The organism is Novosphingobium sp. KCTC 2891, assembly GCF_025938155.1.
GTDB lineage: Bacteria > Pseudomonadota > Alphaproteobacteria > Sphingomonadales > Sphingomonadaceae > Novosphingobium.
The window spans coordinates 656,764-671,895 of the sequence record NZ_JAPCZG010000001.1; the positions used below are offsets into that span (position 1 = coordinate 656,764).

The following is a 15,132-nucleotide window of genomic DNA, read 5'->3' on the forward strand; positions in this document are numbered from 1 at the left end:
ATGGCCAGTGTCGAAAAGCTGCCGATGCTCCAGGAAGGCTATGAAAAGCTGACCGCCGAGCTGAAAGCGCTGCGCGAGGAGCGCCCGAAGATCGTCGACGCCATCGAGGAAGCGCGCGCCCACGGCGACCTTTCCGAAAATGCTGAATATCATGCCGCCAAGGAACGCCAGGGCCAGGTCGAAGCGACCATCGGCGATCTGGAGGACCGGATCAGCCGCGCGCACATCATCGACCCGACCACGCTTTCAGGCGATCGCATCGTGTTCGGTGCAACGGTGACGTTGCTCGATGATGACGACAAGCAGGTGCGCTACCAGATCGTTGGTCAGGCCGAGGCCGATGCCAAGGTCGGCCGCATCAGCTACAATTCGCCGCTCGGTCGCGCTCTTATCGGGCGCAAGGTCGCGGAAGAGATCGAAGTGACCGTTCCGTCGGGCGACAAGTTCTACGTCGTGGAGAAGATCGAGTTCATCTGAACCCGAACGACACCTGACGGCACCCAGCGGTGCCCGAGCCAACGAAAAAGGCCCCGGAAGCGCTCCGGGGCCTTTTTCGATTCAGGCGCTTACGCCTTGGGGGGCAGGTCCGGTTCGAGCAGCCGGTGAAGATGCACGATCACGTAACGCATTTCAGCGTCATCGACCGTGCGCTGGGCGCAGGCGCGCCAGGCATCTTCCGCCGCGGCGTAGTCAGGGAAGACCCCGACGAGGTCGATGGCGTTGAGATCGACGAATTCGAGGCCCTGCGGGTCCTTGACCCGGCCGCCCATGACGAGATGCAGCTTTTGCATATGCGAGTTTCCTTGAGGGAGGATTCGCTAGCGCCACTGGCAAAAGGGATGGGCCGTTGCAAGTGCGACCAAAGCCCTATGTGCGAATCAACGCTTCACGCGACTGGCGAATTCGTTTGCGCGCTTCACCGCGATCTCGCCCGCTTCGCGCAGCGCGCCGGCCGCGATATCCGCGAAATCGACCGCACGCTTCTTGGCCTCGCTGGTGCCATCGCTGAGTTTTTCGCCCACGGCGCCGCCGATATCCTCGAGCTTGTGCACGCTTTCGCGGCCCTTTTCCGCGGCCTTGGCGGCATAGGCCACTGCGATCTCGGCCCCGAGCGCGGCAAGCGCGGAGGCGCGCGAACCGGCCGTCTTGACCGGTGCACGGGGCAGCATCCGCGCGATCAGCGCGCCCAGAAGGATGCCGCCGGCGAGCGCGGCGACCGGATGTTCCTCCACCAGCCCGCGCACGGTTTCGGTTCCCGACCTGGCGAGATCGCCCGAGCGGGCCTTGGCGGCGTCGAGTCGTTCGCGGATGCGGGCGTTGCGGTCTTCGGTCACGTCAGACTCCTGTGGGGAGAGGAAGGGGGAAGAGGTCAGCGCCGGTCCAGCGCTTCGGTAACGGTCTCGGCCAGATTTTGCGCGATGCCCGCGATGGGGCGGCGCAGGAACCAGCCGGCCAGTGCGGCGATCGTCAGCCCGATCACCGTCTTGTTCTCGGCAGCGACGTCCTTCGCGGTGTCGATCGCTTCCACCACCTCGTCGGTGGCGCGGTCCTTGAGCCGTTGCCCGATCGGGCGGGCGGAGAGGCCGTCGCGCAGCGTCTCCACGTCCTTGCGGACGAGCGCCCAGGCCTCTGTGCGCAGAGCGCGGGCTTCGTGCAGCGCCTTGGCGTCATCGCTCATGCGCCGCCCTCCGTGTCCAAGATCACCGCGCGCGCCTTGCGGAAGCGCGACACCGCTGAGAAGAAACACAGCGCGGCCGACAGCGCGAGGCCCAGTCCGACCACCGCCAGCGCGCCCCAGGCGCCCAGCAGGGGGATCAGCGCGAGGAGCAGGCCGACCACCAGGGCGACGAGCGTGAAGAAGGCCAGGAACAGCGCCGCCACCAGCAGCAGCGCAATGCCCTTGGCGCGGCCGAGCGCATAGCCCACCCGCGCCTGCTGGAACGCCACTTCCGCCTCGAACAGCGTCTGTCCGTCCTCGAGCAGGGCGCGGATGCCGTCGCCGAGCGAGGCATCGCTGGCGGCGTGCCCGGCTGCGGCGGCGGAAGTTTCGCTCTTCATGGTCAAGACGCCCACCGCCTTGCGCTGGCCAGATGCATCAGGCGTCCGACTTGTCCGAACCGCCCAGCGCACGGGCGAGGAAGAAGCCGGCCACGGCGGCAATGCCGACCGCGATCGCCGGGCTCTTGCGGACCACGTCCTTCACGTCCTCGCCCAGTTCCGAAAGCTCCTTCGATTCGAGCTTGGCCGCGGTTTCCTGGATCGAGCGCGCGGCGCTGCGGGCATAGTCGCCATACTGGACGCCCAGCTTCTCGTCGATCGTGGGCGCGGTGCTCGAAATCGTCTTGCCCAGCGACGAAAGCGCGTCGCTGGCCTTGGTCTTGCCCTGGTTGGCCAGTTCCAGGCTCTTGTCCTTGGCCTGGGCGGCATAGGCATTGGCCTGTTCCGTCCAGTCGCTGGCCGCGGTGCTGGCCTTGTCCTTGTAGGCGGCGGTGCGGCCAACCGCTTCGTCCTTCAGCGCGGAGGCGCCGGCCTTGGCTTCCTCGATCGCCTTGCCAAAGCGCGTCTTGGCATCGGCCAGACCGCCCGAAGCGGCGTCAGAAACCTGATCGGTGGCAAGGTTTGCGCCCTCGACCGGGGTCAGCGGCGCGGCGGTATCGGTGGTGCCGTTGGTCGTGGGGGTATCAGCCATCGACTTGATCCTCTTGAAGCGTGGGGTCGGGTCCCGCAGGGGGAAAGTGAGAATAAGGCAACGGGCTGGCTTTTGCTCGCAAATATTGCACCTGCGTTCCGCCCGTCATTTCTCCCTTCAACGCCGCTTGCTTGCGGGGGTTCCAACCGATAGGAGCGCGGCCGAACGGCGATGTCCAGCGCTATTAGCCTCGCGCGAGCCGGCACGGATATCTCGCCCGACGCCATGTGCCACGCCTTTGCCCATCAGGGGGGAGCCCACCATGACCGCGATCATTGATATCCATGCCCGTGAGATTCTCGACAGCCGTGGCAACCCCACCGTCGAAGTCGACGTCCTGCTCGAAGACGGCTCGTTCGGCCGCGCCGCAGTTCCCTCGGGCGCCTCGACCGGCGCACACGAAGCCGTCGAACTGCGCGACGGTGACAAGGGCCGCTACCTCGGAAAGGGCGTGACCAAGGCCGTCACCGCGGTCAACAGCGACATCGCCGAAGTGCTGCTGGGCATCGACGCCGAAGACCAGCGCGATGTCGATCTCGCCATGATCGAACTCGACGGCACCGAGAACAAGGCCCGCCTGGGCGCCAACGCCATTCTCGGCACCAGCCTGGCCGTCGCCAAGGCCGCCGCCGATGCCCGCGGCCTGCCGCTCTACAGCTATGTCGGCGGTGTTTCGGCCCATGTCCTGCCGGTGCCGATGATGAACATCATCAACGGCGGCGAGCACGCCGATAACCCGATCGACTTCCAGGAATTCATGATCATGCCGGTCGGCGCGCCTTCGCTCGCCGAAGCGGTGCGCTGGGGCGCGGAAGTGTTCCACACGCTGAAGAAGGGCCTCCACGAGAAGGGCCTCGCCACCGCCGTGGGCGACGAGGGCGGCTTCGCGCCGAACCTTGCCAGCACGCGCGATGCGCTCGATTTCGTGATGGCCTCGATCGAGAAGGCCGGGTTCAAGCCGGGCGAGGACATGGTCCTGGCGCTCGACTGCGCCGCCACCGAGTTCTTCAAGAACGGCAAGTACGAGATCAGCGGCGAAGGCCTCTCGCTCTCGCCCGACGCGATGGCCGATTACCTCGCCGCGCTGTGCGATGCCTATCCGATCCGCTCGATCGAGGACGGCATGAGCGAGGACGACTTCGAGGGCTGGGCCGCGCTCACTGCCAAGGTCGGCAAGCGCGTCCAGCTGGTTGGCGACGACTTGTTCGTGACCAATCCCAAGCGCCTTGAAATGGGCATCGGCAAGGGCCTCGCCAACTCGCTGCTGGTGAAGGTCAACCAGATCGGCACGCTGACCGAGACGCTCGAAGCCGTCAGCATCGCGCAGCGCAATGGCTACACCGCCGTCATGTCGCACCGCTCGGGCGAGACCGAGGACGCGACCATCGCCGACCTCGCCGTCGCCACCAACTGCGGCCAGATCAAGACGGGCTCGCTCGCGCGCTCGGACCGGCTTGCCAAGTACAACCAGTTGATCCGCATCGAGGAAGAGCTGGGCAACTCGGCCCGTTACGCCGGCACGGGCGCGTTCGGACGCCTTGCTGGCTGAGCCGCGCTTCACACCGAAAGAGGGAAGGGGCCGTCCGCTTGGGCGGCCCTTTTCGTATGTTCGCCATCCCGGCGTCTAGCTGGCCTCTGAATCCTCCTTCGCTACTTCCTCTTTCGCCTCCTCGGCGATGGCCTCCGCCTTTTCGATCTCGCGCTTCTTTCTGGGGCTGAGCAGATATTGCCACACGCCCCAGGCGTTGACTGCCAGCAGCAGCGCGTTCTGCACCACGATGGGAGGCGTTCCGTTTGCAAGTCCGGATGCGATCCACGCGGCCGATACAGCCACGAACAGCGCGAAGGCCCAACCGGTCCAGCGCCGGCCGAGATCGGCGGCGATCATGCCGGCGGCAACGATCGCGCCCAGCGCGCCGAACCATTCGAGAGGGCCGTCCATGCAGTGCCAAGCGCGCGGCGGGGTCATGCGTTCCGGCACCTCAACTTTCTGGTTAAGCATTCAATTAAATGAGCTTCACATTCACGTGCGCCTCTGCCAGCATGGCGGCGGGAGAGTACAATGACCGATTTTCCGACTACTGCCGCCGCGGTCGATGCCCGGTGGCTCGAAGGCAAGCTGCGTGCCGCGGGCGCCATTGGCGATGCCCGCATCACCGATCTTACGTTCGTGCCGATCGGCACGGGCCAGGTGGGCGACACCGCCCGTTTCACGATCACCTATGATCGCCCCGGCGCAGGGCCGGAAACGGTCGCGGGCAAGTTCCCGTCCGCCGACGCGACCAGTCGCAGCACCGCGGCGATGTTCGGCCTCTATCGCAAGGAAGTGTCCTTCTACCGCGAGTTGGCGCCGAACATCGACGTGCGGACGGCGCAGGCCTATGGCTCCGAACTTGACGAGAATGGCTGCGATTTCATCCTGCTGTTCGAGGATCTCGGCCCCTGCCGCGGCGGCAACCAGCTGACCGGATGCGGCATCGAGGATGCGCGCCACGGCATCCGCCAGGCCGCCGCGCTCCACGCGCCGACGTGGAACGCGCCGTGGCTGGCCGATACCGAATGGATCCAGCCGCGCCCCGGCACGCAGGAACAGATGCTCGCGCTCTACCCGCAGGCGCAGGCGCTGTTCCGCGAGCGCTATGCCGATACGCTCGAGTCCGAGTTGATGGCCATCTGCGAGCAGCTCAATGATCTCGCCGGGGTCTACTTCACGCGCACCTCGCCCGACTACACCGTCACGCACGGCGATTATCGGCTCGACAACATGCTGTTCGACGTGCGCGGCGGTTCCGATCCGATCGCGGTGGTGGACTGGCAGACGACCGGTGTCGGCTGCCCGATGCTGGACGTCGGCTATTTCATGGGCTGCGGCATCGGCAGCGCCCTGCGCCGGCCGCACGAGGAAGAACTGCTCGACCTCTACTGCGCCGAAATGACCCGGCGCGGCGTGCCGCTGACGCGCGACCAGATCTGGGACCGTTACCGCCTCGGCGCGCTTCACGGCGTTTCGACCGCGGTGTTCAGCGCCGCTTTCGTCGTCCGCACCGATCGCGGCGACCAGAACTTCCTCTCGATGGCTCGCAATTCCTGCGAACTGTGCCTCGATCATGACAGCATCGGCGCTCTCAAGCGCCTGACGGAGACTGTGCAATGCTGACCAAGGGTGACGATTATCCGCTGCACCAGACATCCGAGCCGATCGCCTATGCGGGCACGGACCGGAACTTCTACGATCGCTACTTCTTCAACGGCTACGCACCCGATGGCAGCGGCTTCTTCGCTGTGGCCTTTGGCGTCTATCCCCATCTCAACGTGGCGGATGCCGCGTTCTGCGTGGTGCGCAACGGCAAGCAGTACAACCTCCACGCCTCGCGCGAGCTGGGCATGGAGCGCATGGACCTTGTCGTCGGGCCGATCTCGATCGAGATCGTCGAACCGCTTCAGGAACTGGTCGTCCGCGCCGATGGCGAAGGGATCAAGGCCGAAGTGCGCTTCAAGGGCCGGGCCTTCCCGATCGAGGAGCCGCGCTTCGTGTTCCGCAACGGGCCGCGCACTTTCATGGACTACACCCGCCTGACGCAGAACGGCCATTACACCGGCTGGATCGAGATCGACGGCGTGCGCGAGGAACTGGCCCCGGGCAGCGCGGGCACGCGCGACCGCAGCTGGGGCGTGCGCCCGATCGGTGCGCCCGATGCGCAGCCGCACGCGGGCAACCACGTGCCGTCGTTCTTCTGGCAGTGGACTCCGATCAACCTGCCTTCGCGCTCGGTATACTATCACATCAACGCCGACGTGAACGGCGGGGCATGGAACACCCGCGCTGCGATCGCGACCGATGGCGCCAATCACGATGGCCACTTCGAAACCCCGTCGGCAACGATGGTCTCGCCGATGCTTTCGGGCACGCGCTGGCCGGCCTCGGGCGATCTGACCATTCAGGCCGAGAATGGCCCGCTGACGCTCAGCTTCGAACCGCTCGTGCGGTTCCAGATGAAGGGGTTGGGCTATATGTCGCCCAAGTGGGCGCATGGCCTCTACCATGGGCCGCTGGAAGTCGAGCGCGAGGATTTCGATCTCGCCTCCATCGACCCGATGGCGATGGAAAACCTGCACGTCCAGATCGTCAGCAAGATCACCACGTCCGATGGCGAAGTCGGCACGGGCGTGTTCGAACAGCTCGTGATCGGGCCTTACAACCCCTGGAACCTCAAGGGCTTCGACGACGCGGGCTGATCGCTTGGCCCGCCGTCCGCCTCGTCGTCCGTCCCGCCGCGCGGCGCCGCGCTGGCCCTTCGCGCTCGTGACGGCGCTGGGGCTGGTGGCGGGCGCGGCGTCGGCAGGGTGGACAATGAAGCATGGGGGAGGCGCCGAGGAACATCGCGGGTGGCGCGGGAGCAGGGTGACCGGCTCGCCCGACGCCGATCCATGGACCCGCGCGCAAGTCGCGCTGACCGGGCTGTTGGCGCTGAACCGTAGCCAGGCGATCTACTTCACCCGCAGCACCGACGATGCAGGCGCGCCCCTGCGCGAGGATTGCCGCTACAGGGTCAATGGCGGGCGGCTTCCGGGCAAGTGGTGGTCGGTGACGGTCTATGCCGCAGACGATTACCTTCCCCTCAACGATGACGATGCGCTGTCGTTCGATGCGACCGAGGTGCGCCCCGATGCCCGCGGGCAGTGGACGGCCACGCTGGCGCCCCAGCGGCCTGCGAAAGGCGCCTGGGCCTCGACCCGGCAAGCAGGCGCCTTCGACGTGACCTTGCGGATATACAACCCGTCGCCGCGCGCGCAGGCCGATTTCGGCACGATCCCGTTTCCCTCGGCGCAGCGGCTCGATTGCGGAGGGGCGGCATGAGCCGGCGCCTCGCGCTCGCGCTCGTCTTCATCGCGGCGATGGTTGTCGGCCATGTCGGCACGATAGTGGCGGCGCCGCACGCGATCATGGCGGTGGCGATGAACCGGCTGTCGCAAAGCGGTGAGGCGGTCAACCGCTTCCACTTTGCCCGCCGCACCACCGCGCAGTCGCGCGCCATCGTGCGGCCGTCGCCCGATCTGGCCTATGCCAGCTGCGTCTATGATCTTGCCGACGGGCCGCTGCTCGTCACCGCCGCGCCGACGCCGGCGAAGGGCTATGTCTCGGTGTCGGTTTTTGCCGGGAACACCGATAATATCGGCGTGTTCGACAGCCTGCGCGCGCCGGAGGGCATTCGCTTCGTGCTGGCGCCGGCAGGGCAGGTGCCCGACCCGGCCAAAATGCCGACCGGGCTTCCGGTGCTCTATTCGCCCTCGCGCAAGGGCGTCATCCTCGACCGCCGGCTTGCGCCCACGGCCGAAGCCTTTGCCGTGGCGGACAAGGCGCGCCGCGAGGACCGCTGCGCGCCTCTCCGATAAATCAGGCGTACTTCTCGCGCAGTGCCAGCAGCGCCATGGCGGCCTTCGCCGCTTCGCCGCCCTTGTCCTTCTGCGCCGGATCGGCACGGACGAGCGCCTGCGCCTCGTTCTCGACCGTCAGGATGCCGTTGCCGATGGCAAGGCCGTCCATGGTCAGCGCCATCACCCCGCGCGCGCTTTCGCCCGCGACGATTTCGAAGTGATAGGTTTCGCCCCGGATGACCACGCCGATCGCGACATAGCCGTCGAATTCTTCCGACTGGTCGGCCAGAGCGATCGCGCCGGGGATTTCCAGCGCGCCGGGCACGGTGATGACTTCGGCCTTGTGGCCGGCTTCCTTGAGCGCCGCCTTGGCGCCCGCGACGAGCATGTCGTTGAGGTGGTCGTAGAAGCGGGCTTCGACGATCAGGAACTTGGCCATGGTGAAGATTACTCCGCGGGGATCGGCCGTTCGCCGACGATATTGAGGCCGTAGCCCTCGATGGCGATGACGTGGCGATGCGCGTTGGTCAGCAGGACCATTTCGTGGATGCCCAGGTCGGCAAGGATCTGTGCGCCGATGCCATAGTTGCGCAGGTCCATCTCGCCGCCCGGCTGGCCGCCGCGTGCCGGATCGGCGTCGGCCTGCCGGAACAGCAGCACGATCACGCCGCTGCCTTCCTTGCCGATTTCGGCCATCGCGCGCTGCAACGTGCGCTTGCGCGGACCGGGCGCGCCCATGATGTCGTAGAAGGGCGAAAGCTGGTGGACGCGGGTGAGGGTGGGCTTGTCGGGCACGATCTGGCCCTTCATCAGCACCATGCTGTCCGACCCGTCGATCTTGTTGCGATAGGTCAGCAGGCGCCAGTCGCCACCATAGTCGGATGTGAACGCAATGTCGTTCACGCGTTCCACAAGGTGGTCGTGGCGGCGGCGATATTCGATCAGGTCGCGGATCGTGCCCATCTTCAACCCGTGGCGACGGGCGAAGGGAATCAGATCGTCGAGACGCGCCATGGTCCCGTCGTCCTTCATGATCTCGCAGATCACGCCAGAGGGATTGAGGCCCGCCAGGCGCGAGATGTCGACTGCGGCTTCGGTGTGGCCGGCGCGGACCAGCACCCCGCCGTCGCGGGCGATCAGCGGGAAGACGTGGCCGGGGGTGACGATGTCGGCCTTGGACTTGGAAGCGTCGATGGCGACCGCGACGGTGCGCGCCCGGTCGGCGGCGGAGATCCCGGTGGTGACGCCTTCGAGCGCCTCGATCGAGACGGTGAACGCGGTTTCGTGCCGGGTTCCGTTGTTCCGGCTCATCAGTTCGAGGCCCAATTGCTCGACTCGCGGGCGGGTAAGCGTGAGGCAGATCAGGCCGCGGCCATGCGTCGCCATGAAGTTGATCGCGTCGGGCGTCGCCATCTGCGCGGGGATCACGAGGTCGCCCTCGTTCTCGCGGTCCTCGTCGTCGACCAGGATGAACATCCGGCCGTTGCGGGCCTCGTCGATGATCTCCTCGATCGGTACGAGCGCGGGCGCTTCGTCGCCTTCGCTGAGCACGCGCTCGAGCTTGGCGAGCGTGTCCGCCGTGGGATTCCACGTCGGCTGCGTCAGGTCGCGCAGGGTGTTGGCATGGAGGCCGGCGGCACGCGCAAGGCCCGAGCGGGACATTCCGCCATCGACGACGAGTCGGCGGATGCGATCGATGAGGTCACTAGACATGGCATTGTGATTTCACACCCTGATGTGATTTGCAAGGGGGCTTCATTCACATTGGAATCACATTCCCTGCACTGTCAGTGAATTGCTGCAAGTGCGTGTGGTGGCCCATTCACCACAATTCACCAAGTTGTTCCAACGGAACGGTGCCGTGTTAATTATTCGGTTGACAAGGAGGGGCTCAAGCTATGTCTTCGAGGTCAGGAGACCCGCCAAAAAGACGGGCTCCGCTGGAGAGAGAGGTCTGAATATGAGGGGCAAACTTACCCTGTTGGCAGGCGTGTGCGCTGTTGCCATTACCACCCCGTCCTTTGCACAAGCGGCTCAGGCCGGTTCGTCGGGCGTCGAGGAAATCATCGTTACTGCGCAGCGTCAGTCGCAGCGCCTTCAGGACGTTCCCATCGCGGTCAGCGCGTTCACGGCTGAAAACCTGGACAAGCAGCAGATCAAGAACACCAGCGATCTCCAGCTGACGCTGCCGAACGTCACGTTCACCAAGACGAACTTCTCGTCCGCCTCGTTCACCATCCGTGGCATCGGCGACCTTTGCGTGGGCGTGACCTGCGACAGCGCCACCGCCATCCACATGAACGACGCGCCTCTCGGTGGGGCTACGCGCCTGTTCGAAGGCGAGTTCTACGATCTCGCCCAGATCGAAGTGCTGCGTGGTCCGCAGGGCACCCTGTTCGGCCGTAACGCCACCTCGGGCGTGGTGAACTTCCGCACCGCCAAGCCTGACCTCAACAAGTTCGGCGCCAATGGCGAAGCCGAATACGGCAACTACAACTCGATCAAGGTCAAGGGCGCGATCAACGTTCCGCTGGCCGAGAACTTCGGCGTCCGTCTGGCCGGTTTCTACCTGAACCGTGACGGCTATACCAAGAACCTCTACGACAACAGCCGTATCGACGGTCGTGACATGTTCGGCCTTCGCGGGTCGGTTACCTGGGAGCCTAGCCCCAACACCACGATCGACTTCATGGCGCAGTACTTCAAGGAGAACGACAATCGTCTCCGCATCCAGAAGCAGCTGTGCGATACGGATCCGACCGGTATCCTGGGCTGCCTCAACACCTCGTACGGCTATGGCACGACCAATGCCAATTCGACTGCTGGTTCGATCCTGATCTCGAAGCAGTTCCTTGCGCTCAACGGTTTGGGGGCATTGGGCTTCGGTTTGACGGATGTGTACGGTCCGAATATTTATGCAAATGCGGTCAATCCCAAGGACCCGCGCGAAGTCAACACCGACTTCAATCCCTATTACAAGGCCGAGGAAATTATCCTCCAGGGCCGCATCAATCAAAAGCTTGGTGACAAGTTCAATCTGCGCGTCACGGGCCAGTACACCCACGTCAAGAACGACTCCGGTCAAGACTACAACCTCAGCGTGGGCGATTCTTCGGTCTATGCGGCAGGCTTGGCCAACTTCGAAGCGGCTGCGCTTGGTGCGTACGACGGCTTCCTTCCCGGTTTCTCCAATTACGTGAAGCCGGCGTACAATGCACTGCTGCCCAATGGCCTTGCAGGTGGGACCTACTGCACCTCGACTGGCGATTTCAGCAACACCGGTGTCTTTGGCGGTCATGCGCTCTGCGCCCCGACCCCCGAGGATTTCGACCGTTCCACTCTCAATACCTCGCAGTGGTCGGCCGAAGCCGTGCTGTCTTCGGATTTGGACGGTCCGTTCAACTTCCTGATCGGTGGCATCTATGCCCAGGCGCACGTCACCGATGCGAGCTACTTCGTCAACTCGTTCCAGCTTGACTATGCCAGCGCGCTGCTCGGGGCTGCCACCGCGTACTTCGGCGGTCTGCCGCCCTCGTACCTTGGCTCGCCGAACTTCCACTCGGATTCGACCGATTTGCGAGTCAAGAGCTATGGCCTCTTTGGTGAAGGCTATTTCAAGTTCGACGACAAGTTGAAGCTGACGGTTGGTCTGCGGCTCAACCACGACGACAAGAAGAACCGCGCGGCCACCACTCTGCTCAGCGCGCTGGTCCCGTACGGCACCGACAACTTCGACAATTCGCCTTACGTCGGCTCGTTTGACGGCGATCCGTCCGCTTCGAACCCGGGCGTCCAGCGTTGGCAGGACCGTCAGGTCAAGTTCACGCGTCTGACTGGCCGTGCGGTGCTCGACTACCAGGTCACGCCTGACAACCTGCTCTATGCATCGTACTCGCGCGGCTACAAGTCGGGCGGTATCAACCCGCCGCTTTCGGCCGAAGTCGCCGCGCAGGTGCCTGAAACGTTCGCGCCGGAAAGCGTCAATGCTTTCGAAATCGGTTCGAAGAATACCTTCGCCAATGGCGCGATGCAGCTGAACCTGACGGCGTTCTACTACCAGTACAAGCAGCTGCAGCTGTCGCGCATCGTCAACCGTACGTCGGTCAATGACAATATCGATGCCAACATCTATGGTCTGGAAGCGGAAGCCATATTCCGTCCCAGCCGTGACGTGACCATCAACGCGAACTTCAGCTACCTGAAGTCCAAGGTTACCACCGACAAGCCGATCGCGAACTCGCGCGATTATGGTGGCGGTCGTTCCGACGCCGTGATCATCAAGGATCTGACCAACGCCGCCAACTGCGCTGTTGCGTCGAAGTCGGGCAATGCAGCGAACACCAACGCCTTCGTCAACGCGATCAATGACGGCATCAACGCTGCCAAGGGCACGGACCTGCAGCACACCACGACGTTCCCGGGCAACAGCGGTATCGCTTCGACCGGTGCGTTCTCGGTGTGTAGTGCAATCGGCGCAGCAGTCGGTGCCGCTGAAAAGGCCAGCCCCGATACCAATGATATCGTGTTTTATGGCTCGGGCGTTCCGAGCAGCGTGAAGGGCAACAAGTTGCCTGGCGCTCCGACGATCAAGTTCTCGGTCGGCGCGCAGTACGATATCCACATCGGCGATCTGACCCTGACGCCGCGTGCGGACCTTGCCTTCACCGGTGAATCGTACGGCAACATCTTCAACGGCAACGTCAACAAGGTTCCGGCCTTCACCCAGGTGAATGCCCAGATCCAGCTTGATGGCCCGGAGAGGAAGTGGTTCATCCGTGGCTTCGTCCAGAACATCACCAACAGCAATTCGATCACGGGTCTCTACGTGACCGACCAGTCGTCGGGTCTGTTCACCAACATCTTCACGCTGGAACCGCGCCGCTACGGCGTGGCCGCGGGCTTCAAGTTCTGAAGGTGAAGGCCAACGCATAACAGGGGCCGGTCCTTCGAGGACCGGAAACAGACTGGGCGCCGGAGGGAAACCTCCGGCGCTTTCTTCTTTCGGGGGCAGGGGCGGGGTTGCCTTGTGCGCGCAGAGCTTCGCTTCGCTTATCCCCGCCTGCCGGAAGGGTGCGCGGCACGGCCGTGAGCGGGTCCTGGGGCAGACCCTGAACGAACGGGGATGGCCGTGGGGGCAAACGGCCGGGGGTATCGCAGGCTCATCCGCAAGCGATGCCCCGGCATTGTGCCGGGCGCTTGTGCCGCGCCCGGCCTTCCACCTCAGTCGAATGCGGCGCGCGGCACGCCTGATCCATCATAGACTGGCGCCTTGCGCGCCACGGCGTACTTGTTGACCTCGGCGCCGGTCATCCCGGCTTCGGCCAGATATCCCGACATGGCCCGATACAGCGGCCCTTCGAGGTGTGCGGCGAGATCGGCGACCGTCTCCCACTCCTCAAAAACCCACACGCGGTGCGTCTGCACCGGATCGGCGGTCCACACATAGTGGACGCAGCCCTGCTCGTCATAGGTCGGTGCGATATGCTGCGTCGCGCCGCGCACGATTGCTGCGGCATCCTTGCCGTCGAAGTCGATCCAGCCCCACAACGTGATTCGGTCCATGTGCTTCTCCTGCCTTTGTCTGATGAGCCAAAGGCATAGGCGCGGCAAAGCGCAGGGCAACAGCGCTTTTGCGCAGGCCCGCCGGTGGGGAAGGGCGTGTGAAGGAAAAGGCGGTGGTGGACGCACTTGGGCTCGAACCAAGGACCCGCTGATTAAGAGTCAGCTGCTCTACCAACTGAGCTATGCGTCCGTTCCCGTACCGGGATGCTCCCTCGAAGGGGAGAAGGGATGGTGGACGCACTTGGGCTCGAACCAAGGACCCGCTGATTAAGAGTCAGCTGCTCTACCAACTGAGCTATGCGTCCATTCCCGTGCCGGCGTTGGTGCGCCGGGGAGCCGCCCCCATAACGTTTCTGACGGCCCTGCCAAGAGGAAAATTTCAGATTCTTACAGAAGACCCGTTCCGCTGCGCCGCGACCAGCGATCCACGGCCATGATCGTGCCGATGCAGATCATGTTGGTCATCATCGATGAGCCGCCGTGGCTCATGAACGGCAGCGGGATGCCCACCACCGGCGCCAGCCCCATCACCATCATCAGGTTGATGCACACGTAGAAGAAGATCGTGGTGGTCATTCCCGCCGCCAGAAGGCGCGAGAAGCGGTCGGGCGCGTTGCTCGCCACTTTCAGCCCCCAGTGCATCACCACCGCGAACACGAACAGCACGAACAGCCCGCCCAGCATGCCCCATTCCTCGGCCATGGTGGCGAAGACGAAGTCGGTGTGCGCCTCGGGCAGGTAGTCGAGGTGGCTTTGCGAGCCATGGCCGAAGCCCTTGCCCAGGAACCCGCCCGAACCGATGGCGATCTTGGACTGGGTGATGTGATAGCCCGAGCCGAGCGGGTCGCTTTCCGGGTCCATGAACACCAGCACGCGCTTGCGCTGGTAATCGTGGAGCAGCGTGAAGAACGCGATCGGCGCGGCCACCGCCGCCGCCGCCAGGCCGCCGATGAACAGGCGCAGCGGCAGGCCGGCCAGGAACATCATCACCACCGCGCCGAAGCTGATGGCCAGCCCGGTGCCAAGGTCCGGTTGCAGCATCACAAGGCCTGCGGGCAGGCCCAGCAGCAGCACCGCCGGCGCGATCGCGCGCCAGCCGTTGACTTCGCCCACCGGCAGCACGCTGTAGAACCACGCCAGCACCAGCACGATGCCGGGCTTCATCAGCTCGGAGGGTTGCAGCGTCATGAAGCCCAGGTTGAGCCAGCGCTGGCTGCCGCCGCCGATGCCGCCGATCAATTCGACCAGCACCAGCAGCACGCACAGTACGCCGTAGATCGGCAGCGCCGAGCGCTTGAACCAATCCTGCGGCACGCGCGCGATCAGCCCGGCCATCACCAGGAACACGAAAAAGCGCGCCACGTGCGTGACCGCCCAGGGCTGGAAATGGCCGCCTGCGGCCGAATAGAGCACCATGCTGCCGAACACGACCAGCGCCGTCAGCGGCAGGATCACCCGCCACGGCTGCCGCGCGATGGCCTGCGGGATATAGGCGCGTTGCATCG

General features: G+C 64.7%; 17 protein-coding genes and 2 tRNA genes. 7 read left to right on the plus strand and 12 right to left on the minus strand.

The window, feature by feature from the left end; translation table 11 throughout:
* The gene (gene greA / locus OLX02_RS03095) at positions 1-477 is read left to right on the plus strand and encodes a transcription elongation factor GreA (protein ID WP_264420120.1); all 477 of its coding nucleotides are present in this window, start codon (positions 1-3) and stop codon (positions 475-477) included.
* Between the two features lie 89 nt (positions 478-566).
* Here greA and OLX02_RS03100 read toward each other — a convergent pair whose 3' ends face one another.
* The 5 genes from OLX02_RS03100 to OLX02_RS03120 all read right to left on the minus strand — a co-directional run bounded on the left by OLX02_RS03100 (position 567) and on the right by OLX02_RS03120 (position 2,689).
* Positions 567-791 carry a DUF4170 domain-containing protein gene (locus tag OLX02_RS03100; protein ID WP_264420121.1) on the minus strand — a complete coding sequence of 75 codons (225 nt, stop codon included), beginning with the start codon at positions 789-791 and terminating at the stop codon, positions 567-569.
* An 87-nt stretch (positions 792-878) separates the two neighbouring features.
* Complete coding sequence (locus OLX02_RS03105; RefSeq protein ID WP_264420123.1) at positions 879-1,334, minus strand: hypothetical protein; 456 nt, start codon at positions 1,332-1,334, stop codon at positions 879-881.
* A 35-nt stretch (positions 1,335-1,369) separates the two neighbouring features.
* Positions 1,370-1,678, minus strand: a complete 309-nt coding sequence (locus tag OLX02_RS03110; protein WP_264420125.1) for a hypothetical protein — start codon at positions 1,676-1,678, stop codon at positions 1,370-1,372.
* Complete coding sequence (locus OLX02_RS03115; RefSeq protein ID WP_264420127.1) at positions 1,675-2,058, minus strand: phage holin family protein; 384 nt, start codon at positions 2,056-2,058, stop codon at positions 1,675-1,677. Before OLX02_RS03115 ends, OLX02_RS03110 begins: the two co-directional genes overlap by 4 nt.
* A 37-nt stretch (positions 2,059-2,095) precedes the next feature.
* A complete protein-coding gene (locus OLX02_RS03120; RefSeq protein ID WP_264420129.1) occupies positions 2,096-2,689 on the minus strand; it encodes a hypothetical protein in 594 nt (197 codons plus the stop codon).
* 262 nt (positions 2,690-2,951) lie between these two features.
* On the opposite strand from OLX02_RS03120, the gene eno reads away from it, so the two are divergent.
* A complete protein-coding gene (gene eno, locus OLX02_RS03125; protein WP_264420131.1) occupies positions 2,952-4,238 on the plus strand; it encodes a phosphopyruvate hydratase in 1,287 nt (428 codons plus the stop codon).
* A gap of 75 nt (positions 4,239-4,313) precedes the next feature.
* Here eno and OLX02_RS03130 read toward each other — a convergent pair whose 3' ends face one another.
* The gene (locus tag OLX02_RS03130) at positions 4,314-4,658 is read right to left on the minus strand and encodes a hypothetical protein (RefSeq protein ID WP_264420132.1); all 345 of its coding nucleotides are present in this window, start codon (positions 4,656-4,658) and stop codon (positions 4,314-4,316) included.
* Positions 4,659-4,751: 93 nt separating this feature from the next.
* Between OLX02_RS03130 and OLX02_RS03135 the strand changes: the two genes are divergently transcribed.
* Genes OLX02_RS03135 through OLX02_RS03150 form a run of 4 tightly spaced genes read left to right on the plus strand, consistent with a single transcriptional unit; the run spans position 4,752 to position 8,083 of the window.
* Positions 4,752-5,846, plus strand: a complete 1,095-nt coding sequence (locus OLX02_RS03135) for a phosphotransferase family protein (RefSeq protein ID WP_264420133.1) — start codon at positions 4,752-4,754, stop codon at positions 5,844-5,846.
* The gene (locus OLX02_RS03140; protein ID WP_264420134.1) at positions 5,840-6,925 is read left to right on the plus strand and encodes a hypothetical protein; all 1,086 of its coding nucleotides are present in this window, start codon (positions 5,840-5,842) and stop codon (positions 6,923-6,925) included. Before OLX02_RS03135 ends, OLX02_RS03140 begins: the two co-directional genes overlap by 7 nt.
* Before the next feature lie 4 nt (positions 6,926-6,929).
* Complete coding sequence (locus tag OLX02_RS03145; RefSeq protein ID WP_264420135.1) at positions 6,930-7,547, plus strand: DUF1214 domain-containing protein; 618 nt, start codon at positions 6,930-6,932, stop codon at positions 7,545-7,547.
* The gene (locus OLX02_RS03150) at positions 7,544-8,083 is read left to right on the plus strand and encodes a DUF1254 domain-containing protein (RefSeq protein WP_264420137.1); all 540 of its coding nucleotides are present in this window, start codon (positions 7,544-7,546) and stop codon (positions 8,081-8,083) included. Before OLX02_RS03145 ends, OLX02_RS03150 begins: the two co-directional genes overlap by 4 nt.
* 1 nt (position 8,084) lies before the next feature.
* Here OLX02_RS03150 and ribH read toward each other — a convergent pair whose 3' ends face one another.
* Positions 8,085-8,504 (minus strand): 6,7-dimethyl-8-ribityllumazine synthase, encoded by a 420-nt coding sequence (ribH, locus tag OLX02_RS03155; RefSeq protein WP_264420139.1) that lies wholly within the window; start codon positions 8,502-8,504, stop codon positions 8,085-8,087.
* An 8-nt stretch (positions 8,505-8,512) separates the two neighbouring features.
* Complete coding sequence (gene ribB / locus OLX02_RS03160; RefSeq protein ID WP_264420141.1) at positions 8,513-9,778, minus strand: 3,4-dihydroxy-2-butanone-4-phosphate synthase; 1,266 nt, start codon at positions 9,776-9,778, stop codon at positions 8,513-8,515.
* Positions 9,779-10,025: 247 nt separating this feature from the next.
* Here ribB and OLX02_RS03165 point away from each other — a divergent pair, with 247 nt between their 5' ends.
* Complete coding sequence (locus tag OLX02_RS03165; protein ID WP_264420143.1) at positions 10,026-12,977, plus strand: TonB-dependent receptor; 2,952 nt, start codon at positions 10,026-10,028, stop codon at positions 12,975-12,977.
* A 308-nt stretch (positions 12,978-13,285) separates the two neighbouring features.
* On the opposite strand, the gene OLX02_RS03170 is transcribed toward OLX02_RS03165, so the two are convergent.
* The 4 genes from OLX02_RS03170 to rodA form a co-directional block, all read right to left on the minus strand.
* Positions 13,286-13,627 (minus strand): putative quinol monooxygenase, encoded by a 342-nt coding sequence (locus tag OLX02_RS03170; RefSeq protein WP_264420145.1) that lies wholly within the window; start codon positions 13,625-13,627, stop codon positions 13,286-13,288.
* 114 nt (positions 13,628-13,741) lie between these two features.
* A tRNA-Lys gene (locus tag OLX02_RS03175) sits at positions 13,742-13,817 on the minus strand.
* A gap of 39 nt (positions 13,818-13,856) precedes the next feature.
* Positions 13,857-13,932: transfer RNA gene (locus OLX02_RS03180), tRNA-Lys, on the minus strand.
* Positions 13,933-14,014: 82 nt separating this feature from the next.
* A complete protein-coding gene (gene rodA / locus OLX02_RS03185) occupies positions 14,015-15,130 on the minus strand; it encodes a rod shape-determining protein RodA (protein ID WP_264420147.1) in 1,116 nt (371 codons plus the stop codon).
* Positions 15,131-15,132: the final 2 nt, after the last annotated feature.